This is a genomic window from uncultured Sulfitobacter sp., from assembly GCF_947499945.1.
GTDB lineage: Bacteria > Pseudomonadota > Alphaproteobacteria > Rhodobacterales > Rhodobacteraceae > Sulfitobacter.
This window is the reverse complement of the sequence record NZ_CANMQD010000003.1, coordinates 345,435-366,105: the sequence shown is the minus strand read 5'-3', so window position 1 is coordinate 366,105 and position 20,671 is coordinate 345,435. Positions and strand designations below refer to the sequence as shown.

The following is a 20,671-nucleotide window of genomic DNA, read 5'->3' as shown; positions in this document are numbered from 1 at the left end:
GCCATGGAAGATGAAAACTCCACACCCTACCAACTGATGCCACGCTGGTGGCAAATAGGCTCCAACACGGTACTTATGGCCGCATATATGTTGTGGCTTGTGCCGATCGCCCAATTTATTTGGGGCGGCGCGGGCTTCGGGGGAGCCTTCGCTTGGCTCCTCGGGATTCTGGCTTTTCAATTCTTCTTGGCCAAATTCGTCAAACTGGTCGAATTCTTTGCAACGGCCAAACAACTCGAACAATCGCGCGCCCGTGAGGGTGAGCCGCATTTCGGAGATATAAAATAATGTCACCACTCAAGATCAAAAAAGGCGCTCAAAGCCACTCCGCCTACAATCTGCGTCCCAACTTCTCGGACGTGGAAGAACGCCACACCCTCGCTTTGGTGGTCGAGAACGAGCCGGGTGTCCTCGCCCGTGTTATCGGCCTCTATGCGGGGCGCGGCTATAACATCGACAGCCTCACAGTCGCCGAAGTGGACCACACAGGTCACTTGAGCCGCATCACCATCGTCACCCGCGGCACGCCGCAGGCGATTGAGCAAATCAAAGCGCAAACAGGACGCATTATCTCTGTGCGCGAAATCCATGATCTGACAGTTGAAGGTGCCAGCGTAGAGCGCGAGCTGGCGATGTTCAAAGTTGCGGGCACGGGCGACAAGCGGGTTGAGGCCCTTCGCCTTGCAGATATCTTCCGCGCGAATGTTGTGGACAGCACACTTGAAAGCTTTGTTTTCGAGATCACAGGTGCGCCCGAAAAAATCGACGCTTTTGCCGATCTGATGCGCCCCTTGGGCCTCATCGACGTGGCCCGCACTGGTGTCGCAGCCCTCTCGCGCGGCAGCTAAGGCCTCAATTCGTATGTCGCCAGTGATCAAAGCGGGTCGCTGGCGGCAACGGCTCCTCCCCCTCTCCATGCTAGAATCGATCCAAGCAACAGGAGAGCGCCATGGACATTACCCATAAATCCCCCGATCTCGGCAACGTGCGCAGCCCTATCGACATGGCCAACGGCCTGCCAAACAGCCATTATATTAATGCCGATGTATTCGAGGAAGAACGCCAAGCGGTTTTGTTCGATAACTGGGCGGGCCTCGGTGTGGGTGCCGATGTGCCCGATATTGGTGACGCGAAACCTGTGACCTTCCTCGGCATGCCGCTGCTGCTGGTCCGTGATCGCATCGGCGCTGTCCGCGTGTTCCAAAACATTTGCCGTCATCGCGGCATGATCCTTGTGGCAGAGCCGCGCAAGATCGAGGGGGCAATCCGCTGCCCCTACCACTCATGGTGCTACTCGACCGAGGGCAAACTAATCAGCACCCCCCATGTGGGCGGCCCCGGTCAAAACACCCATGAGGGCATCGACAAGAACCTGCTTGGCCTGATCGAAGTGCGCAGCCACGTCTGGATGGATGTCGTCTGGATCAACATCTCTGGCACGGCCCTGCCCTTTGAAGAAGCAAACGCCGACCTGCTCGCTCGTTGGACAGAATTTGACAAACCCCTCTACCACGGCGGCTTCGACAGCCGCTTCGAGCTGGAAGTGAACTGCAACTGGAAACTCGCCGTCGAGAACTACTGCGAGAGTTATCACCTCCCCTGGGTCCATCCCGGCCTCAACAGCTATTCGCGCCTTGAGGACCACTACCATATCGAACTGGCGGACAAATATTCGGGTCAAGGGACGTTGGTCTATCGCCAGCTCAAGGGCGAGGATGGCAAAACCTTCCCCGACTTCGAGGGGCTAAGCGACAAGTGGAACACTGCCGCCGAATACATCACCGCCTACCCCAACGTCCTACTCGGCGTGCACCGCGACCACGCGTTTGCGATCATCCTCACGCCGCAAGGGCCAGAGAAAACGATCGAAAGTATTCATCTCTATTACGCCGAACAGGGGACAGATGCGGAACTGCGCGCGCGCAATACCACCCAGTGGAAAGAGGTCTTCGAGGAGGATATCTTTGTCGTCGAAGGCATGCAGCGCGGCCGCCACGCAGTAGGCTTTGACGGAGGTCGGTTCTCCCCCGCGATGGACGGCCCGACGCATATGTTCCACTCATGGGTCGCGGGTCAGATGGAGCGGCACCGCGCCCCCCTCGCCGCTGAATGAATGACCTCAACGCACAACTCCTCACTGCTCATGAGGAGGAAGACAGCAATGCCCTCATCACGCTCTACAGCCTTGCTGCCGCCCAAGCATCGGACATCGACACAGCCTGTTTTTACCTGACCCACGCCTATATCTTTGCGCTAGAACTTGGGGACAGTCGCGCCGGAAACTTGCGTGCGCAACTGGTTTCCCATGGCCGCGAAACGCCTGCTTAGGTGTCGCGCATCTGGGCATAGACATGCCACGACGCATGGCCCAGCCACGGCAGCACAATCAGCAACCCCAAAAAGGCAGGCAACATCGCCAGTACAAGGACCACCGCGATAAACGCGGCCCAGCCCACCATCACGACAGGGTTCGCCAGCACGATAGATATACTGCGCAGCATCGCCGTCACATAATCCACTTCACGGTCGAGCAGCAACGGCAGTCCAATCACGCACATCGCATACAGCAACAGCGCAAAAACTGCCCCCACAGCAGAGCCGAGGCCCAGCATCATCAAGCCATCCAAGCTGAGGAACACATCCGCCGAGGACATTATATTCGTCATAGGCTTTAGTCCTAGAAACAACGCAAAAATCATATGCCCAAGGAAGAACCAGAATAGCAGCGCCACCATCATCAGCGCGGATAAAAACGGCAACTGCCCCGCCCGCTCCGCCCAAAGCACGCGCAACACACGGCCCACGGACGGGCGCTCCCCCATACCGCGCAGGCGCGAGACCTCATACGTCCCCAGTGCCGCAAAGGGTGCTGCCAGCGGAAAGCCGAACACTCCCAGCACCAGCCAGAACGTATGACCAGCCCAGACGGTTAGCGCGGCCATCCCCAAGCCTGCGATAAGACACAGAACAGCCACCAAAATTCCGAAGGCTGGTGCCGCCATAAAGTCCCGCCATCCCAACCCTAGCGCACGGCGCAAAAGCGAAAATGAAGGCTGGCTCATTTCGGGTACACCGTGAAGAAGAGGCTGGTTCATCGCATCTATCCCAATATTTTTGGCGGCTGCGCACGTGGCCATCCGGTCGCTTTGTGCCATTGTTGCGCCAGTCTTAACAACATTGCGTCACTGCCGCGCGGCCCGATGAGCTGTATCCCCGCAGGCAGGCCATTCTCGCCAAAGCCGACAGGCACATTCACGACTGGCAACCCGATCAACCCCGCAGGGATCACCACCTGCATCCAGCGATGGTAGGTGTCCATAGGATGGCCCGCGATGCTTTCGGGATAGGTCCATGCCACATCAAACGGCCAAAGCTGCGCGGAGGGCAGCACGAGCACATCCGTGCTCTCGAACATGCGCGTCACTTTGCGGAACCAGTCAGAGCGGGTCATGCTCGCCCGTTGCACATCCATCGCCGACATGGCGAGGCCGCGCTCTATCTCCCAGACAGCGGCAGGTTTCAGGAATTCACGTTTGGCCTCATCCGCATAAAGCAGTCCCATCCCGCCTGCTATCGCAAAGGAGCGCAGATCAATCCACGCGTGCCACATGGCATCCGCATCAAAGGGCGCAGGCAGCGTATCAACCTTATGGCCCATCCCCTCCATCTGCATTAAGGCACGTTGAGAAATGTCCGCAATGCCGTCCTCGTAGGGAAATGCCCCGTCCCAATCCCCCAGCCAGCCGATTTTTAAACCCTTTGGCGCGGTATCAATCCCCGCCAACGTATCAGGCGCATCACGGCCCAGCGGCTCACGCGGGTCGGCCCCCGTCATCACATCAAGCAGTGCGGCCATATCCGCAGGGCTGCGTGCCATCGGACCAGAGGTGGCAAGCTGGTGCAGGAACATATCACCCACAGGCTCGTTCGGGATCGTCCCCCATGTGGGGCGCATGCCGTAAACGTTGTTCCACCCCGCAGGGTTGCGCAAACTGCCCATCATGTCAGAGCCGTCGGCAACGCTCAGCATGCCCGTCGCAAGCGCCGCCGCAGCACCGCCAGAGGAGCCCCCAGCGGAGCGCGTCAGATCATAAGGGTTCCGCGTCGCGCCATACACAGGGTTAAAGGTATGCGAACCAAGGCCGAATTCGGGCGTGTTCGTCTTGCCAATGATAATCACGCCTGCGGCCTTCAACCGTGCCACCATCAGATCATCGCTTGACGCCACCTGCCCTGCAAACAGCGGCGATCCCATGGACGTAGGCAACCCCGCCGCATTTGCCAAATCCTTGATCGCGATGGGCATACCGTGCAGCCAACCACTGCGCGGGCTGTTATCCACCGCCCGCGCCTCATCGCGCAGACGGTCCCCGTCGCGCAGGCTCACCACCGCGTTGACCGCACCGTTCACCGCCTCAATCCGCGCCAGCGTGGCATCCATCAACTCAAGGCTCGACAACTCGCCGTTTTCAAGCGCGGCAGACTGGGCCAGCGCATCCATGCTTAATACATCCATGCGACATTATGACTACGCCTGTCGCGTCGGTGCAAGTCTTAACAGGGGTGGCTATTCTTTGTCAGGGACGACCTTCAAACAGATCGGCGGGCGCGGCAACCCTTTGTGTTTGATGCTCTCTCCCTCGATCCATTCAGACCCAAGCAGTGCCAGATAGACTTCGAAGGCATGAAACCCGTTGACCACTGGACCTTGTCCCAGCTTCTCATAGACCTGCGCCCAAGGGTTATACTTCATCGCCCCGCCCTCCTCACACGGGAGCATGGGCGCGTTTGCACGGATAAAACCGTCAAATCCTGCGATCATGTCGCGATGGCTTTCTTGCAGCGCCTCTGCATAGGGTACATTCGCGCATTCACCGCCCATGTATTGCACACTCGGGGGTGTCGAGAGGGGGCTTTCACTGAAAAAGCGCCACTCGCCACTGAAAACCCCTGCGCCGAACATCCGCAGATATTCCTGAAACGCCCGCTCTTCACTCCACCCCCGCGAAACCTCAAGCGCGGACCGCATCGCATAGGAATTCAGAAAACAGCCTCGATACTCGGGATTACGGTCCACCGCAGTAATAAAGGGGGCAACATCAGGATCAGTTGCTTTGAGTGTCGCAGTGATCTGAGGTGGCACAATTGTGCAAAACGCAGGACCAATCAGCAGCCAACCTTCGTGCTCATATGCCTGCCCCAGCGCAAGGGCCAGTTTCGCACTGGTGGGGCGCGGCGCATAAGGCGCAATCACACAGCCTTCCGCCGCATAGCGATCCAAAGAAGACAGCCCATGAAACACACCGACCCAATTAGGAAACCCCAGATACCCAACAGCGCCACCCAGCAGGACGACCGCCGCAAGAACTGACTTGCGCATCAATCTCCCTGCGCTTCCGCACGGCTCTTGCCAGAGACGGCCAGCGCAAGTGTAGCGCCCATCAATCCATCCAAATCACCGTCCAACACCCCTTTGGTGTCTGACGTCTCATATTGCGTGCGCAGGTCCTTCACCATCTGGTAGGGCTGCAACACGTAACTGCGGATCTGGTTGCCCCAGCCCGCATCGCCCGCATTCTCATGCACTTCGTTCACCAAAGCGGAACGTTTGTCCAATTCCATTTGATACAGGCGGGACTTCAACGCCTTCATCGCGATATCGCGGTTTTGGTGCTGGGACTTTTCAGAACTGGTCACAACAATCCCCGTGGGCGCATGCGTAATACGCACAGCGGAATCGGTCGTATTGACGTGCTGGCCCCCCGCACCAGAGGAGCGGTAGGTGTCGATACGAATATCCGACGGATTCACCTCGATCTCGATGTTGTCATCGACCACGGGATAAACTTTTACGGAAGTAAACGACGTGTGACGCTTTGCAGCACTGTCAAATGGCGAGATGCGCACAAGACGGTGCACGCCACTCTCGGACTTTAACCAGCCATAAGCATTATGACCACTAATCTTATACGCGGCAGACTTGATCCCTGCCTCTTCGCCTGCGCTCTCGGACTGTAGCTCGACGGTATACCCCTTCTTCTCGGCCCACCGCACATACATCCGCGCAAGCATGCTTGCCCAATCACAGGACTCAGTCCCCCCAGCGCCAGAGTTAATCTCGAGGAAGGTGTCATTGGCATCCGCTTCTCCGTCCAGCAGCGCCTCCAATTCCTTCTGCGCTGCCTTTACCGCCAGTTTGGTCAACGCGGCCTCGGCCTCGGCCACAACTTCCGCATCATCTTCCATCTCACCCAGTTCAATGAGGTCGATGTTGTCCTGTAATTCGGTCTTGATCCCGTCATGCACCGCCATTGCATCGACCAATCCTTGACGGTCGCGCATCAATTTTTGCGCCGCCGCAGGATCATCCCATAACGTGGGATCCTCGACGCGCGCATTGAATTCTTCCAACCGATAAGGCGCTGTTTCCACGTTCAAACGTTGGGCCAAAAGGTCCACAGATTTGCGGATTTTATCGACGGTGCTTTGTACTTCTGCGCGCATGATCAGTCCTGAAATAAAAGAGCGGCCCCCGCACATGCAAGGGCCGCCCATGTGATAGACCAGCGCCCCAGCGGCGGCAAGTCAGTGCATCCTACAAACGAAGATGACTAGTACAATCCGCCGCCAATAACATTGCCGATGGTCGCCTTCTTACCCACAACGGCCTTCTTACCTGTGGAAGTGGTGACTTCTCTAATCTTGGGCCCGCCTACTTCTTCGACCAGAGGCAGGTCAGCGCCCATCGCAAAACCACCGTCAAAGGTCACACCAAAGTCGATGAATTCGCCCTCGCGGAAGCACTCGGACACGACATTATTGCCCGAGGCGCCAGAGCTGAGACGCGCACCGCTAAAGCGGTCAATCTTGATAAACTCACAGCCCTCGGGCACGCGGAACTTACCGCCCCCGTATTTCTTGACCGCCTTGGACATAAACCGCTGGAAAACAGGACCACACATGCCACCACCGGAGGCCGAGCGCCCCAAGCTGCGCGGCTGGTCATAACCGATATAACAGCCCGCCACGATATTAGAGGTGAAGCCCACAAACCAAACATCCTTGGCATCGTTGGTCGTCCCTGTCTTACCCGCTGTTGGCACGCGCAAGTTTACCGTCTTGCGGGCCGTTCCACGCTCGACAACGCCTGTCATCATAGAGGTCAACTGATAGGCTGTGACAGGATCCATCACACGCTCGCGGTTGGAGGTGACACGTGGCCCCTGACCCGCCGCCAGCGTAGGCTGGTTACAATCATCACAAATCCGCTTGTCGTGTTTGTACACCGTGCGGCCATAACGGTCCTGCACACGGTCCACCAGTGTCGGCTCCACCCGCTCACCGCCATTGGCGAACATCGCATAGGCTGCCACCATCTGGTACAGCGTCGTTTCCTGCGAGCCCAGAGCATTGGCCAGCACAGGCGACAAATTCTCGTAAACACCAAACCGCTCGGCATAGTCACCAACGACGTTCATTCCCACAGTTTGGGCCAAACGAATGGTCATCAGGTTCCGCGACTGCTCGATCCCTGTGCGCAACGGCGTAGGACCGTAGTAGCGGTTGGAAGAGTTCTGCGGACGCCACACACCTTGCGGTGTGTCGATCACAATCGGCGCATCCACAACAATCGTCGCAGGCGTATAGCCACTGTCGAGGGCGGCGGCAAAAACGAACGGCTTAAAGCTTGAGCCGGGCTGACGCTTGGCCTGTGTGGCGCGGTTAAATACCGATGCCTGATAGCTAAAGCCACCCTGCATCGCGATCACGCGGCCGGTATTAACGTCCATCGCTACAAAGCCACCCTGCACTTCGGGTACCTGACGCAGTGTCCAGCGAATGAATGATCCATCAGCATCGGCCACCATACGGCGCACCAACACCACATCGCCAACTTGAACCAGTTCACCGCGGTTACCAAGGCGGCCGTTCTCCAAACGCTTGCGCGCCCATGCCATGTCCTTTGGTGGAACCCAGTTGCCGCCCTCTACATTTTCGACGCTCTCGATTCCCAGACGCGCACCTTGTCCGCCCGTCTCAAGGACCACCGCAGGGAACCATTGTGTTTCCAGAGTGATGTCACGCGGCACACGCAGCTTGGACAGCGCATCGCGCCATGTGGCTTCGTCAACCAGTGCTTCTGCAGGCAAAGTCTGACCTGTGCCGCGCCATACACCCTGACCGCGATCAAAGCTTTCCAACTGACGGCGCAGGGCATCTGCAGCAATCGGCTGCATTTCATTATCGATCGTCGCGCGGACACTCAAACCACCGGTAAAGAATTCACCCTCACCAAAGTCCTCGGACAACTGGCGGCGGATTTCATCGGTAAAGTAGTCGCGCGGCGGCAAATCGGCCTTGAAGCTCTCGAAATCGCCATTTTGAACGGACAAAAGCGGCATGTTACGCTCCTGCTCATAGGCCGCTTCGGTGATATATCCGTTCTCCTTCATTTCCCGCAAAACAAAGTTGCGGCGCGCCATCAGGCGATCTTTGCGGCGTACAGGATGGTAATCCGAGGGCGCTTTGGGAAGGCTTGCAAGCGTCGCCGCCTCATGGGGGGCCAGCTCGCTCAGGGTCTTGTTGAAATAGGTCTGGCTCGCCGCAGCCACGCCATAGCTGTTTTGCCCGAGGAAAATCTCGTTCAGATACAGCTCGAGAATTTTTTCCTTCGGCAGTGCCTCTTCCACACGGGCAGCGAGGATAATCTCTTTGACTTTTCGCTCCGCACGGCGATCACCACTCAGCAAAAAGTTCTTCATCACCTGCTGGGTGATCGTCGAGGCTCCACGCACGTCCTGACCGCGCGTGCGCACCGCATCAATCGCCGCCGCACCAATGCCGCGCAGATCGTATCCATCATGCTCGTAGAAATTCTTGTCTTCCGCCGAAATAAAAGCCTGTTTAATCAGATCAGGAATCGTATCGGCAGGGGCAAACAGGCGGCGTTCCTTGGCGAACTCATCAATCAGGCGGCCCTGTCCGGAGTAAATCCGGCTTATCGTCGGCGGCGTGTAGGACGCAAGGGATTCGTGGCTGGGCAAATCGCGCCCGTACATCCAGAAAACCGCACCAATAGTGAGGGCAACCATGCCTACAGACATGGTCAGGGTGGTAAAAATACCCCCGAAGAACGACAGGATCATCCGAAACACGCAGCAACGCTCCTTAAATGGCGCTTGTATTGCCTTGTCTATACGCGCAAAGGCGCAGATCGTCAAAAGGCATACCGCCTGTTCTAAGGGGAATTAGGGCGATTAACCGCCTAAATTCGGTACCCTAACGAAGCGCCTTATTGCCGCACGAGGCCTTTGCGTGCTTCATCTGTATCACGCCACGTGAGCACAGCCTTCGCCATACCTTCTGCCATACCGCGCCGCCACACCGGATCACCAAGGTTTGACAGGTCCCTATCAGAGCTGAGAAACCCGATCTCAACCAGGACAGAAGGTATATCCGCCGACTTCAGCACCGAAAACCCTGCCTCGCGCAGCGGCCTGCGGTTCATAGGTCCACCTGCAGCTGCCATACCCTCGGCCAGCGTCATCGCAAGCGCGGAAGACCGTGGCCCCGTCTCCTGTCGCGCCAGATCAAGCAGGACTTGCGCCACCTGATCATCCGATCCCGTCAAATCCGCCCCCGCAATGATGTCAGAGCGGTTGTGCCGTGCGGCCAGATGCTCGGTCGCCTTGTCACTCGCTTCATCGGACAGGATATAGACGGTGGCTCCTTTGGCTCCACCCTGCCTCAAGATGTCCGCGTGTAATGAAATGAACAGGTCCGCCTCAACCTGATGGGCAATCGCCACCCGCGTCTCAAGGGCGACGAACACATCGCTTTCGCGGGTCAGCACCACATCCACATCCATACGCCGCAACGCTTCCGCCATCGTCTGCGCAAAACTGAGCATCAGTTCCTTTTCATTCACCTCGTCGCGCTCTGCACCGGGATCAACGCCGCCATGACCGGGGTCTAGCACGACAACAAAACGGTCCTCACCTTTACGCGCAGCCTTAGGCGCACTCAAAAATGCAGGGGTCCAGTTGGGGTCAATCGGCGTCCCGTCCGCCGCTGCAAATTCCTCTGCGCTCACAGTCTTGAGCATGATCTCAAGCGCGGCTCGGCCCGTGTTCAGGTCCACAGGCATCCCGATTTCGCGCGGCAACATCGGCTTTGTCAGATCAGCGACCAACCGCGACCAGCCCGGCTGAAACGCGCCAAAACGCACCGCCGAGATGCGCCCGCCTTTCTCCAGCAAGTCAGCCGCCCGCAGACCTCGAAAATCTACTTCACGGAAATCCACCACCAGTCGGGCAGGATCATCCAGCGTGAATACCCGAAACGGCACCCCTTGGCTCAGCTTGAGCGTCAAATCCGTGCGCCCGAACCAGCCATCCTTGATCACACTCGCGTCCGGCTCGACCCGTGCAAGCGCACTCAACTCTTGAGCCGCTACATAAGGAGAGGCGCACAAGCACAAAATAATACTAAATAAAATTCGTTTCATCACCGCTCCAGCCACAGTTTTTCAGATGGCGCTTTTGCACAGCATATCATTGCCCACCGCAGGCGGTCCAGCAGATCAACGGCTTTGCATAAACGTTGCCAGCCGCGCCAGTCCTTCACGAATATCATCTGTGCTACGCGCATAGGAAAACCGCATTGTGGTATGCCCGCGCGCTGGATCAAAATCCAAACCAGGCGTCACCGCCACGCCCGCCTTCTCTAATATCTCCGCCGCAAGTACACGGCTGTCCTGCGTGATCTCACTCACATCCGCATAGACGTAAAATCCCCCGTCAGGCGGTGCAATCTTGTCAAACCCTGCCTTGGGCAATCCGTCCAGCATCAGCGCACGGTTGGCACGGTAGACATCCATGTTGGCTTCCAACTCGTCCACACAATCCATCGCGGCCAAGGCTGCCACCTGCGAGGCATGAGGCGCACAAATAAACATGTTCTGCGCAATCCGCTCGACCACGCGCACCTGATCGTCCGGCACCACCATCCAGCCCACGCGCCAACCCGTCATACTGAAATACTTGGAGAAACTGTTGATGACATAGCACTCGTCAGTAATCTCCAGCGCCGTGACCGCCTTCTTCTCATATTCAATGCCGTGGTAAATCTCATCCGAGATGAACGACGCCCCCGTACCGTGACACGCGTCGATCAACGCCGTCATTGCGTTCTTATCCAGCATCGTCCCCGTCGGATTCGCAGGCGAGGCCACCATCAACCCGCGCAAATCCATCTCGGCAAAGTCACTTGGCACAGGCTGAAAGCGGTTTTCCGCCGCTGTGGGCAAGTCCACAGGTACCATCCCAAGCGCCCCCAGAATCTGGCGATAACTCGGATAACCGGGTGCACCGATCCCCACACGGTCGCCACTATCAAAGAGCGCTGTGAAGGCCAGCAAGAACCCCGCAGAAGAGCCAGAGGTCACCACCACCCTCGCAGGGTCAAGGTCCACATTATACCACTCACCGTACATCCTCGCGATCCGCGCCCGCAGCGCAGGCAGGCCAAGGGCAACCGTATATCCCAACGGGCCTTCAGCCATCGCCGCACTCAGCGCAACCGCCGCAGGCTTGGGCGCGCCCGTGCCAGGCTGGCCCACTTCCATGTGGATAATATGACGCCCCGCCGCCTCAGCCTTTGTCGCGGCTTGCATGACATCCATCACAATAAAGGGATCGACGCGCGATCGGCTTGAATTCCGCATGATGCTGCTCCTAGAGTGCTTCCATGCGCTTTCACCTGATCAAATACCTGCCGTCAATAGCGGCCCTCCTCTTGGCCACCCTACTGGCCCTGCCAGCCTACGCCATCGGGCTGCTGCGCGATGCGGATATGGAACACGCGCTCAAACAGATCGCAGCCCCCGTGGTGCGCGCCGCAGGTCTGAACCCCAACCGCGTCAAAGTGCTGATCGTCAACGAAAGCTCCCTCAACGCCTTTGTCGTGAGCAATGATGCGATCTTTTTGCACTATGGCCTGATCAACAAACTTGACAGCGCCGCCATGCTGCAAGGGGTGATCGCCCATGAGGCCGCCCATATCGCCAACGGTCACCTCGCACGGCGCATGACCAACTTTGCCAATTCACGCACCGTCGCAGGTCTCGGTCTGGCTCTTGCAGCGGCCGCCGCGGCGTCGGGCAACGGAAAAGCGGCAGGTGCAATTGCCCTCGGCTCGACCAGCTCCGCCCAAGGGGCATTTCGTGGCCACACCCGCGAGGAAGAGTCTTCAGCCGACCAATCCGCCGTCCGCTATATGAAATCGGCTGGTGCCTCGCCCGAAGGTCTGCTTGACACGCTCAAGGTTTTTGCAGGCCAAGAGACGCTCAGCGTTGGTCGCCAAGACCCCTATATGCGCTCCCATCCCCTGAGCCGTGACCGCATGCGGGCCGTGGCGGGTGCCGTGGCTTCCTATGGCACGCTGCCCCCTGACCCTACCGCCGAGTACTGGTTTGCGCGGCTCAAGGGCAAACTCACCGCCTATACCCGCGCGCCCAGCTGGACGCTGCGCCGCTTGCGCGCCGAGCCTTATGCTGATGTGCGCCTGCTGCGCGAGGCGGTGGCCCACCACCGCAATTCCAATACCAGAAAAGCCCTCGCCGCCATCGACAAAGCGATTGCCGCGCGCCCCAATGATCCCTTCCTACGCGATCAAAAAGGCCAGATCCTGCTGGAAACCCGCAACTTTGCCACCGCTGCCAATACCCATGCCAGTGCGGTGCAACGCGCTCCCAACGACCCGCTTTTACTGTCGAGCTATGGCCGTGCCCTACTTGCTTCAGGTCAGGTAAAATCCGCCCTGAACGCCCTTGAAAAATCCCGCCGTCAGGACTTCCGCGACAGCTCCATGCTGCGCGACCTCGCCACCGCTTATGCAAAGAGCGGCCAGACCGGCATGGCCGCCCTCACCACCGCCGAACGTTTCGCCCTTCAGGGGCGGATCAAAGACGCGGGCATCCACGCCAAACGCGCCACAGGCCTTTTGTCGCGGGGCTCCGGCCCTTGGCAACGCGCCCAAGATGTGTTGATTGCGTCCGAACGCGCCAAATAACGAGAGTGAATTGATATGAAACGCCTTATTGCCACGACCTCCCTGCTGGGGCTGCTAGCCACAACCGCCTTTGCGGATGATCTCAAATCCATGACAGACGAGGAGCGTGCGCTGTTTCGCGCCGAAGTCCGCGCCTATCTGTTCGAGAACCCCGAAGTGATCATGCAGGCCGTTGAAATCCTGCAAAACCGCGAAGCCGAAGATCAGGCACAGGCTGACTTCAATTTGGTGAGCGACAATGCCGAGTCGATCTTTAACGATGGCTACTCATGGGTTGGCGGCAATCCTGATGGCGATATCGTTCTGGTCGAATTCCTCGACTACCGCTGCGGCTATTGCAAACGTGCGCATGGCGAAGTGGCCGAATTGCTTGAGAGCGATGGCAACATCAAACTCATCGTGAAAGAGCTGCCCATTCTAGGCGATGCGTCAGTGCTGGCCTCGCGTTTTGCCATCGCAGTCAAACAGATTGCAGGCGGCGACAGCTACAAAGCCGTGGGCGACGCGCTGATGAACTTCAAAGGGGATGTGACCATGCCCGCCCTTGCCCGTCTCGGAAACACCTTTGGTCTGGATATGGAAGCCATTGAGGCCCGCATGAACTCAGACGAAGTCACTGCGGAGATCGCAACCACCCGTGAGTTGGCAGGCGTTCTCGCCATTTCCGGCACACCCACTTTTGTCATGCAGGACGAGCTTTTGCGCGGCTACCTGCCCCTTGATCAGATGCAGGCCATCGTCGCCGACAAACGCGGCTGATGCGGATCTTACTGGCAGCGGTGATTGCACTGCTGCCAGTTTTTACACTGCCTGCAAATGCCGGAGCTGCCCTGATCCTCACCGACGGGCGCGGCGATGTGGCCCCCGCTCCCCTCATCGTCGTCCTGCACGGTTTCACCGGCTCAGGCCCCGCGATGCAGCGCAAAACGGGTTTTGACGCGCTGGCCCGCGCCCATTGATTTAGCGTCGCTTACCCCTCTGGCCCACGTCGGCGCTGGGACGACAGCAGCTCCACCTCTACCGATGTTGCCACACTCACAAATCTCATAACCACCCAAATTGCCGAAGGCCGCGCCGATCCCTCCCGCATCTATCTCGCAGGGCATTCAAATGGAGGCGCGATGGCCCTGCGCATGGCCTGCACCCACCCCGACCTGATCCGCGCCATCGCCGTTGTTGCCATGAACGCGCCCCGCAGACCGCATTGTAAGGACGGTAGGCCCATGCCCGCCCTGTTCATCCACGGCAGCGCTGATCCGATCGTCCCGCCGGAGGGTTTGCCGCCCAGCCGCCGCCACGGCGGAATGCTCTCGACATCCGAGACCCTTGGCCAGTGGGCACATCGCAACCACTGCGGCCCACCCGCGCCCGTACAACGTTTTAACCAGACAGGCGGCGACACCACTGCCGACTTCATCACATACACAAATTGCACCGCCCCTCTCCTGCACATCACGCTGCGTGGCCACGGTCACGAATGGCCCGGCGCGGGCCCCCGCGCCAGATGGATCCAAGGTCCAGCAAGCCGCGAGTTGGACGCCACCGCAGCCATCTGGCGATTTTTTGCAAGTCCATAAAGTAGAACAATATTCTATTTGTACGGCTAACATTACGTGATATCTTAGCGCTAAGAAACCAACCAACTCGGGGATGTGTGATGCACGATTATTTCCCAAGTAAATCAGACTTCCATGACCGCCTAAAACGCAACGGCTGGCAGTTTGCATTCAGTTATGCGCTGCTTTTTCTTTGCGCCATTTGGCAAGGGAATGTTTCGCCCTTCCTCTTTTTGCTCATCGGCCTCGTTGTGACGGCTCTCAACCTCGCACAGACAGCCCTGACAGCGGGCGCGCCCCATCTCGACGGTATGCTCGCCAAACCCGACATGACCACAATGCCCGGCCGCAAAAGATACACCTATTATGTAATCGAAGGCCTGCACTGGAGTGCGGTGATGGTCGTCGTTTTCGCGTCATCGCTCAACGGACGGGACGTCGTGATTTGGCTCGTCTGTGGTCAACTCTTTGCACTCGGCATGGGCTTTTTCTCAGAACGCGCCCTGCGCAAACAGGCCTAGATCACATCGACAAACCGCTCTGGCAACAGATATTGGGTCTCATAGCTGGGGCGGTTGAACTCAAAAAAACCCGTCTCGCCCCGCGCCTTGAACGAGCGTTGCATACGCTTGCGCATAAAACCGAGGTCGAACCCCTCCTCCATCGTCAACGCGGCAAACCCCTCGAACATCTCACGATCCGCGCCACGCTCCTCCGAAAACCAGTGCCGCCCGATGGAGGTGCCTTTAATGTCGTCGCCCATCTCCTTGGTGATCGCATTGCGGCGGTCCATCGCCCCCGTATATTGATCCACATCGCAAAACTTCAGATGCAACAGATACAAATCCTCAGGCGTGTGCAGCTTAGGGTATTGTGAGAAATGTCCGCCGCGCGAAATCTTGGCCGCTGCCGAGATAATACAAGGCTTGGAATAATGCGGCGCAGGGCGCACATGGCGACGCGGTCCAAGGATGCGGTGAGTAATTACCTCTGGTTCAATATCCACGCGGTGGATTACTTCCAGCCCCAAGGGCGTCAGCACCCGCTTTTCGGGCGCCTGCTCCAGAAACTGCAACAGGTTCATCTCAGCCTTCGGATCGACAATCACCAGCTCGTCCACATCGCCCACAATCACATGGCGGTAATACTTGCGCAATCCGCCCACCAGATTGTTAAGCAACCCCCAGCGTTTGACGTCAAAGTTCTTATGCGGATCACCTGGAATACCAATGATGTTGCACCCCTTGGCCAGCTCGGCCACTTCCTCACCATAGCCATGGTTGATTACATAACAGTTCTGCCGCCCGAACATCTCACCGTAATGGGCCAGCCACGCACGCAGAAAAAACGCGTCATCGCGCACCATTGTGACTGCTGCTGCTGTCTGCATGCCTCTTCCTTCTTTTCATTTCCCGTACAATTGACCAGACTGTGTCGGACCTGCGGGGTGTTCGCGCAGTAAGCCGTGAGAGACACAAAATGACAATACCCTTCGCCTCCCGCCCTATCGGCTCGGACGACTTCGTTGCTAGAATGACCAACGACATGACCACCACAGGCTGGCACTTTCACAAAGCGCATGATGCCACGATCGACAAATATCAGGTGCTGGGCGAACGCGGCTGTGGCACCAATATCGTGCGCAAATCCATGCAAACCAGTCTCAAGATCATGCGTACCGAGGCCTTGGGCTGGAAGCACAGCTTTCCTTTTATGGTCGCCATTCCGCCAAGTTTCCTTGTGGTCTGTGCCGTGCGCAACGCAAGCGACTGGGCGCGGTCATTCTACAAACGACCTTGGCACTCCAACCCAAGGCTGCAGGCGCTTGATTTCCCTACGTTTATTCGCACGCCCTGGGAGTCCATTGTCGATAAGGTTGGATTCTTCGAGCATATCAACCCCGATCTTGATTACGCAGAGCAGGAAATTCAATGGGAGCGCCACCCGATCACAGGCGAGCGGTTCGAGAATATATTTGCCATGCGCAACCTCAAACACCGTGCCCTGCTTTCGATGCGCGCACGTGGTGCCTCGGTCGCCTATGTTCGCCTTGATGCGTTCAACGCAAATCCCGAGGGCTTCCTCGCCGATCTGGCTGCGGAATTCTCTCTCATGCCGACCAAACACGGCTACTCCCCCGAGAAACGCCGCATGGGCAACAACTGGAAGAAGAGCACCGCACATCGTGCGCCTCTCCCCGAGACCTGGTCGAAGGAAGATGGCGATTGGATGAACAGCCAGCTTGATCATGATCTGGAAGAAATTCTGGGATTTGGCCGCAACGCGCAGCCCCGACCGTAAAACCTGAGCATCCGAATGCAAAAAGACCTCCCCGAAGGAAGGCCTTTTAAGCAGCAGTGGCGCGGTTGACGGGGCTCGAACCCGCGACCCTCGGCGTGACAGGCCGATACTCTAACCAGCTGAGCTACAACCGCGCGCTGCACCTTTAGAGCGTAAGCCCCAAAGCGTCCTCGCGGGATATTGCACAGGGTGGAATGCGTCAAGAGGTTAGTTGGCGGGTTGGGGAATTTCTTTGGGTGGGCGGTGTGGATGAGTGGCAGCTTTGCTCACAATGCCGCATCCGACCGCAAGAGCACCTCATTCCAGTTTAGCAAACCGTTCAACAACACGTCATTTTTGAACCCCACGCTCTCATGTGAGTATGACCATGCCACGCATTCTAATCTGCGCCAGAACCATTAATGCGGAGATTATTTCCACTGAATTCATCTGTCACGTTTGACCACAATAAGCAGACCTAAAAGGTCCATTTTACAAAGGTTATCCAGACCCGTCACGCCGTAACCCGCGTGGTGCACAGCGCGGAAATCCTTGGCGGAGCCGACCCGAAAGTCGCCCAATCGGAAAGGTTATCCTCAGAAGAATACGAAATTGTCTTTATCCATTAGCTCTTCGAGTGCCTCCTCCTTTTCGAGCTGGACGAGAATGCGCTGATTGGTCTCTTCGATAGACAGCATGCCATAACTTTTGCCATCGAGAATGAGAGTGGTGGCGTCTAGATCGGATATGTCAGCGGTGTTGGCAAATCCTGATAGCAGAATTTCGTCCTCCCCGATCTCAAAATCCTCTATGCGGTCAAGCTGCCCAGCCCGGTTGTCGACATCACCGGAAAGATCGACCCAGTTCAGCAAGTCTTCATCGGAATAGGCGAAAGTGTCCCTACCCGCGCCACCCCACGTCAGGTCCTGATCCTTTCCACCACGGAGCCAATCGTCGCCACTGCCGCCGAATAGCGTGTCATTGCCTTGGCCACCTGTCAGCCTATCGTCGCCACGTTGCCCGTGCAGGCGATCATTCCAGCCACCGCCGTTTAACCTATCGCTACCCGTCCCTCCCCAAAGGGTATCGCGACCAGATCCACCGCGCAGCAAATCATTGCCCTCCGCGCCGTAGATGCGGTCGCGCCCGCTGTCACCGCTGAGTTGGTCTGCACTGCTACCGCCACTCATAACGTCGTTCCCCGCACCGCCAAGCAGAGTATCGCGCCCTGACTGTCCGCGCATTACATCATCGCCTTGCCCCCCACCGAGCCAGTCTTTGCCACTGCCGCCTTCCAGCATATCATCGCCGGTATTGCCCAGCACCGTGTCATGTTCGCTTCCACCAAAAAGGAAGTCTTTGCCTCTGCCGCCCCTCAACAGATCATCGTCTGGACCGCCTGCAAGGCTGTCACTGCCCTCGCCGCCCGACAACGTATCATGCCCCTTGCCTGCGTTGATCAGATCGTTGCCGTCACGCCCCTCGAAACGGTTGTCCGTGACCTTCTTGAAGTCCGTAGCGCTGCGAACACGGGTATCGTTTACGGCATTATTTCCAGACGAGCCGAAAAAATTCTGCTCACTACTGGTACCCCCAATGTTTCTGTCGGTGTCGAAACCCATGTTTCGCGGAAGCAGATCAATGGGCACCTCGTTGACCTGATCGACAAATCTGACTCTGGCATCAGGATCTTTACTGGCCCGCAGCATCGCCTGCAAATCGGTGGCATCGAGGAAGTGCCGCTCCGTCCCTCCTTCGCGCGCGCCTTCCAGTGCGAAATATGCGTTCTCACCGATCTGTATCCATTGCTGGTCTTTGAAGGCGAACAGATGCACATCATCTGGTGGGTTACGCAGATCAAGCTCTTCGTCGTCGAGCATCAGCACGTCCTCGGAAGCGTTAAAATCATCTATGCGCCCTATGATGACGCCGCTTGCTTTGCTTTCGTTAACAAAGGCGAACGTGTCTGCACCCACCCCCCCATAGGCGTGATGACCGTTATAACTGATCTGCTCCCCGTCGCTAAATTTGTCGGGGTCTTTCGTCAGATCAAGGACAAGCGTGTCATCACCATCCATGCCAAACATATGCACCTGACCCTTGCCCGGGATAGACGCATAAAGGTAATCGTCGCCGTCACCACCGCGCAGACCCGTTGTGCCGCTGGCATTGCTTGCGATCAACCGATCATTACCGTTATCACCAACCAGCGTGTCCGCACCGCCGCCACCGATCAGTGTGTCATTACCGTTTGCGCCTTCAAGTCGTTCATTCCGGTTTGTGCCTGTAATGCAGTCATTACCTTTTGTGGTCTTGCCTATGGGCATATTGGATACTCCAAATACAATTAACGGCCCTGTCAGTGGCACCCTCTCTTCGGGACGGAGGGTTTGGATTGTTGACGGTATGGCGACAAACCTTTTCCAAATCGTTGAGTTTTAGTTGCCAAAGGCTTACCGCGGCGCGTCTCAAGAAGGGGCAATACACATCAGGGAACGCGGCACACGCGCTGCGTCATTGCCACAGGAATGGGACACGTTTCATGAATTGGAAAATGTAAGTGTGGTGAGGGCTTCGCTGGGGGTCGGTACCAGCGGCATCACCTCCACTACGGAATAGATCCGGCATTGATTTTGCAACCACATCGCAGGCACGGGTCTAAATTGGCCGAACAGATAGACCTATATAAGGACTGCGTTGTATTTGCGCTCGATCATCGCAGAAAGTATTTGGAAGGGGCTCAAGGTTGCCGTTCACTGCAATTGCGAGACGAGCGTGCATTAACCTATCCGGCCAAATGATCGTGGTACATAGTTTTACCACCATTTCAAGCATCGCTTTGATGGGCCGCAATTTATGAAATCGGAACGGGTGCCCGAACATCCGCTCCTATTACAGATTACCCGCCCGGCGTTGCCGTTGACCCTGCGAGGATACCACCATCAATGGTCAGTTCAGTGCCCGTCATGTAGGCCGCTTCGTCGGAAGCGAGCATCACAGCAAGCGCTGCAACCTCATTCGTTTCGCCAAACCGCCGCATGGGGGTGTCTGCCACCATCGCAGCCTCGCGGTCTGCCCTGTCAGGACCATCACCTAACATAGGCTCCCACATAGGCGTCATAATCGCAGCGGGATGAATTGAATTGCACCGAATGGCGAGACCCTGTCCAGCGCAGTAGAGCGCAACTGATTTGGTATGGTTACGGATCGCGGCTTTCGAGGCCGCACATGCAGCGGCCATCGGAATACCGACAAGCCCCGAGCGGGACGAGATATTGATGATACTTCCCACGCCTTTTTCCCTCATGGCACGGATTGCATAACGGCAGCCGAGAAAAGTACCATCGTTGTTCACCGCGTGAACAGCCCGCCAATCTGCCAAAGACGCATTCTCAGGGTCATGAGCGGGCGGCGCGCCATCAAATGGCCCTTCAAAGCCGGTTATACCAGCGTTGTTCACCAGCACGTCGAGGGTGGGGTAGCGTTGTGCTACTGCCACCCAATCAGCCTCAGATGACACATCAACGCGCTCGAATTTTGCACCAATGCTGTCGGCCATGAATTGCCCGGTTTCGACGTCTATGTCAGTCAGGATGACATCAGCCCCCTCATCGCGAAAGGCGCTTGCAATAGCGGCGCCGATTCCTCTCGCGCCCCCAGTTACGAGGGCTATTTTGTTTTGTAGTCTGGGCATAAAAGCTCCATTAAGTGTACGTTTTCTATATTCTAAGCGCTATTCAACCAGATCGCGTTTTGGTTCAGGG

General features: G+C 57.4%; 19 protein-coding genes, 1 tRNA gene and 1 pseudogene. 10 read left to right on the top strand and 11 right to left on the bottom strand.

Annotated features, from left to right (window positions below; all coding sequences use genetic code 11):
* The first annotated feature begins 3 nt into the window (after positions 1–3).
* The 4 genes from Q0775_RS15380 to Q0775_RS15365 all read left to right on the top strand — a co-directional run bounded on the left by Q0775_RS15380 (position 4) and on the right by Q0775_RS15365 (position 2,328).
* Positions 4–288, top strand: coding sequence for a hypothetical protein (locus tag Q0775_RS15380; RefSeq protein WP_298862775.1), 285 nt, complete (start codon positions 4–6; stop codon positions 286–288).
* Positions 288–848, top strand: a complete 561-nt coding sequence (gene ilvN / locus Q0775_RS15375; RefSeq protein ID WP_298862774.1) for an acetolactate synthase small subunit — start codon at positions 288–290, stop codon at positions 846–848. The genes Q0775_RS15380 and ilvN overlap by 1 nt, the downstream gene beginning before the upstream one ends.
* Positions 849–949: 101 nt before the next feature.
* A complete protein-coding gene (locus Q0775_RS15370; RefSeq protein ID WP_298862772.1) occupies positions 950–2,113 on the top strand; it encodes an aromatic ring-hydroxylating dioxygenase subunit alpha in 1,164 nt (387 codons plus the stop codon).
* The gene (locus Q0775_RS15365) at positions 2,110–2,328 is read left to right on the top strand and encodes a hypothetical protein (RefSeq protein ID WP_298862770.1); all 219 of its coding nucleotides are present in this window, start codon (positions 2,110–2,112) and stop codon (positions 2,326–2,328) included. The genes Q0775_RS15370 and Q0775_RS15365 overlap by 4 nt, the downstream gene beginning before the upstream one ends.
* Here Q0775_RS15365 and Q0775_RS15360 read toward each other — a convergent pair.
* From Q0775_RS15360 to Q0775_RS15330, 7 genes are all read right to left on the bottom strand, one after another.
* Positions 2,325–3,095 carry a DUF2189 domain-containing protein gene (locus Q0775_RS15360; protein WP_298862769.1) on the bottom strand — a complete coding sequence of 257 codons (771 nt, stop codon included), beginning with the start codon at positions 3,093–3,095 and terminating at the stop codon, positions 2,325–2,327. The genes Q0775_RS15365 and Q0775_RS15360 overlap by 4 nt on opposite strands.
* A 5-nt stretch (positions 3,096–3,100) precedes the next feature.
* Positions 3,101–4,516 (bottom strand): amidase, encoded by a 1,416-nt coding sequence (locus Q0775_RS15355; RefSeq protein WP_298862768.1) that lies wholly within the window; start codon positions 4,514–4,516, stop codon positions 3,101–3,103.
* Positions 4,517–4,567: 51 nt separating this feature from the next.
* A complete protein-coding gene (locus tag Q0775_RS15350) occupies positions 4,568–5,380 on the bottom strand; it encodes a hypothetical protein (RefSeq protein WP_298862766.1) in 813 nt (270 codons plus the stop codon).
* Positions 5,380–6,504, bottom strand: coding sequence for a peptide chain release factor 2 (gene prfB, locus Q0775_RS15345; protein WP_298862763.1), 1,125 nt, complete (start codon positions 6,502–6,504; stop codon positions 5,380–5,382). Before prfB ends, Q0775_RS15350 begins: the two co-directional genes overlap by 1 nt.
* 107 nt (positions 6,505–6,611) lie before the next feature.
* Positions 6,612–9,155 (bottom strand): penicillin-binding protein 1A, encoded by a 2,544-nt coding sequence (locus Q0775_RS15340; RefSeq protein ID WP_298862760.1) that lies wholly within the window; start codon positions 9,153–9,155, stop codon positions 6,612–6,614.
* Between the two features lie 137 nt (positions 9,156–9,292).
* Positions 9,293–10,507: an N-acetylmuramoyl-L-alanine amidase gene (locus Q0775_RS15335; protein ID WP_298862757.1), complete on the bottom strand. Its 1,215-nt coding sequence runs from the start codon at positions 10,505–10,507 to the stop codon at positions 9,293–9,295.
* A 75-nt stretch (positions 10,508–10,582) separates the two neighbouring features.
* Positions 10,583–11,725: an aminotransferase class I/II-fold pyridoxal phosphate-dependent enzyme gene (locus Q0775_RS15330; protein ID WP_298862754.1), complete on the bottom strand. Its 1,143-nt coding sequence runs from the start codon at positions 11,723–11,725 to the stop codon at positions 10,583–10,585.
* A gap of 23 nt (positions 11,726–11,748) precedes the next feature.
* On the opposite strand from Q0775_RS15330, the gene Q0775_RS15325 reads away from it, so the two are divergent.
* The 5 genes and pseudogenes from Q0775_RS15325 to Q0775_RS15305 all read left to right on the top strand — a co-directional run bounded on the left by Q0775_RS15325 (position 11,749) and on the right by Q0775_RS15305 (position 15,148).
* The gene (locus Q0775_RS15325; RefSeq protein ID WP_298862751.1) at positions 11,749–13,071 is read left to right on the top strand and encodes a M48 family metalloprotease; all 1,323 of its coding nucleotides are present in this window, start codon (positions 11,749–11,751) and stop codon (positions 13,069–13,071) included.
* Between the two features lie 15 nt (positions 13,072–13,086).
* The gene (locus Q0775_RS15320) at positions 13,087–13,830 is read left to right on the top strand and encodes a DsbA family protein (RefSeq protein WP_298862748.1); all 744 of its coding nucleotides are present in this window, start codon (positions 13,087–13,089) and stop codon (positions 13,828–13,830) included.
* Entirely contained in the window at positions 13,830–14,030 is a 201-nt protein-coding gene (locus Q0775_RS15315; protein ID WP_298862745.1) for a hypothetical protein, read from the top strand. Before Q0775_RS15320 ends, Q0775_RS15315 begins: the two co-directional genes overlap by 1 nt.
* Before the next feature lie 15 nt (positions 14,031–14,045).
* Positions 14,046–14,648, top strand: a pseudogene (locus tag Q0775_RS15310) (PHB depolymerase family esterase); the annotation flags it as partial.
* A gap of 80 nt (positions 14,649–14,728) precedes the next feature.
* The gene (locus Q0775_RS15305) at positions 14,729–15,148 is read left to right on the top strand and encodes a hypothetical protein (RefSeq protein WP_298862742.1); all 420 of its coding nucleotides are present in this window, start codon (positions 14,729–14,731) and stop codon (positions 15,146–15,148) included.
* On the opposite strand, the gene Q0775_RS15300 is transcribed toward Q0775_RS15305, so the two are convergent.
* Positions 15,145–16,017, bottom strand: coding sequence for a glycosyltransferase family 2 protein (locus Q0775_RS15300; protein WP_298862741.1), 873 nt, complete (start codon positions 16,015–16,017; stop codon positions 15,145–15,147). The two genes, Q0775_RS15305 and Q0775_RS15300, sit on opposite strands and share 4 nt — an antisense overlap.
* Before the next feature lie 89 nt (positions 16,018–16,106).
* Between Q0775_RS15300 and Q0775_RS15295 the strand changes: the two genes are divergently transcribed.
* Positions 16,107–16,928, top strand: a complete 822-nt coding sequence (locus Q0775_RS15295; RefSeq protein ID WP_298862738.1) for a hypothetical protein — start codon at positions 16,107–16,109, stop codon at positions 16,926–16,928.
* A gap of 57 nt (positions 16,929–16,985) precedes the next feature.
* Here the strand turns inward: Q0775_RS15295 and Q0775_RS15290 are convergent.
* The 3 genes from Q0775_RS15290 to Q0775_RS15280 all read right to left on the bottom strand — a co-directional run bounded on the left by Q0775_RS15290 (position 16,986) and on the right by Q0775_RS15280 (position 20,601).
* Positions 16,986–17,062 (bottom strand) — tRNA-Asp (locus Q0775_RS15290).
* Between the two features lie 441 nt (positions 17,063–17,503).
* Positions 17,504–19,234, bottom strand: a complete 1,731-nt coding sequence (locus tag Q0775_RS15285; RefSeq protein ID WP_298862737.1) for a hypothetical protein — start codon at positions 19,232–19,234, stop codon at positions 17,504–17,506.
* A gap of 572 nt (positions 19,235–19,806) precedes the next feature.
* The gene (locus Q0775_RS15280; protein ID WP_298862734.1) at positions 19,807–20,601 is read right to left on the bottom strand and encodes an SDR family oxidoreductase; all 795 of its coding nucleotides are present in this window, start codon (positions 20,599–20,601) and stop codon (positions 19,807–19,809) included.
* Positions 20,602–20,671 lie beyond the last annotated feature (70 nt).

Bases quoted from the DNA above. Each gene is read 5' to 3' on its own strand.
- Q0775_RS15360 (WP_298862769.1), bottom strand. From the start codon at position 3,095: ATGAACCAGCCTCTTCTTCACGGTGTACCCGAAATGAGCCAGCCTTCA.
- Q0775_RS15325 (WP_298862751.1), top strand. From the start codon at position 11,749: ATGCGCTTTCACCTGATCAAATACCTGCCGTCAATAGCGGCCCTCCTC.
- Q0775_RS15365 (WP_298862770.1), top strand. From the start codon at position 2,110: ATGAATGACCTCAACGCACAACTCCTCACTGCTCATGAGGAGGAAGAC.
- ilvN (WP_298862774.1), top strand. From the start codon at position 288: ATGTCACCACTCAAGATCAAAAAAGGCGCTCAAAGCCACTCCGCCTAC.
- Q0775_RS15280 (WP_298862734.1), bottom strand. From the start codon at position 20,601: ATGCCCAGACTACAAAACAAAATAGCCCTCGTAACTGGGGGCGCGAGA.
- Q0775_RS15335 (WP_298862757.1), bottom strand. From the start codon at position 10,507: ATGAAACGAATTTTATTTAGTATTATTTTGTGCTTGTGCGCCTCTCCT.
- Q0775_RS15330 (WP_298862754.1), bottom strand. From the start codon at position 11,725: ATGCGGAATTCAAGCCGATCGCGCGTCGATCCCTTTATTGTGATGGAT.
- Q0775_RS15380 (WP_298862775.1), top strand. From the start codon at position 4: ATGGAAGATGAAAACTCCACACCCTACCAACTGATGCCACGCTGGTGG.
- prfB (WP_298862763.1), bottom strand. From the start codon at position 6,504: ATGCGCGCAGAAGTACAAAGCACCGTCGATAAAATCCGCAAATCTGTG.
- Q0775_RS15315 (WP_298862745.1), top strand. From the start codon at position 13,830: ATGCGGATCTTACTGGCAGCGGTGATTGCACTGCTGCCAGTTTTTACA.
- Q0775_RS15300 (WP_298862741.1), bottom strand. From the start codon at position 16,017: ATGCAGACAGCAGCAGCAGTCACAATGGTGCGCGATGACGCGTTTTTT.
- Q0775_RS15295 (WP_298862738.1), top strand. From the start codon at position 16,107: ATGACAATACCCTTCGCCTCCCGCCCTATCGGCTCGGACGACTTCGTT.
- Q0775_RS15305 (WP_298862742.1), top strand. From the start codon at position 14,729: ATGCACGATTATTTCCCAAGTAAATCAGACTTCCATGACCGCCTAAAA.
- Q0775_RS15370 (WP_298862772.1), top strand. From the start codon at position 950: ATGGACATTACCCATAAATCCCCCGATCTCGGCAACGTGCGCAGCCCT.
- Q0775_RS15320 (WP_298862748.1), top strand. From the start codon at position 13,087: ATGAAACGCCTTATTGCCACGACCTCCCTGCTGGGGCTGCTAGCCACA.
- Q0775_RS15285 (WP_298862737.1), bottom strand. From the start codon at position 19,234: ATGCCCATAGGCAAGACCACAAAAGGTAATGACTGCATTACAGGCACA.
- Q0775_RS15350 (WP_298862766.1), bottom strand. From the start codon at position 5,380: ATGCGCAAGTCAGTTCTTGCGGCGGTCGTCCTGCTGGGTGGCGCTGTT.
- Q0775_RS15355 (WP_298862768.1), bottom strand. From the start codon at position 4,516: ATGGATGTATTAAGCATGGATGCGCTGGCCCAGTCTGCCGCGCTTGAA.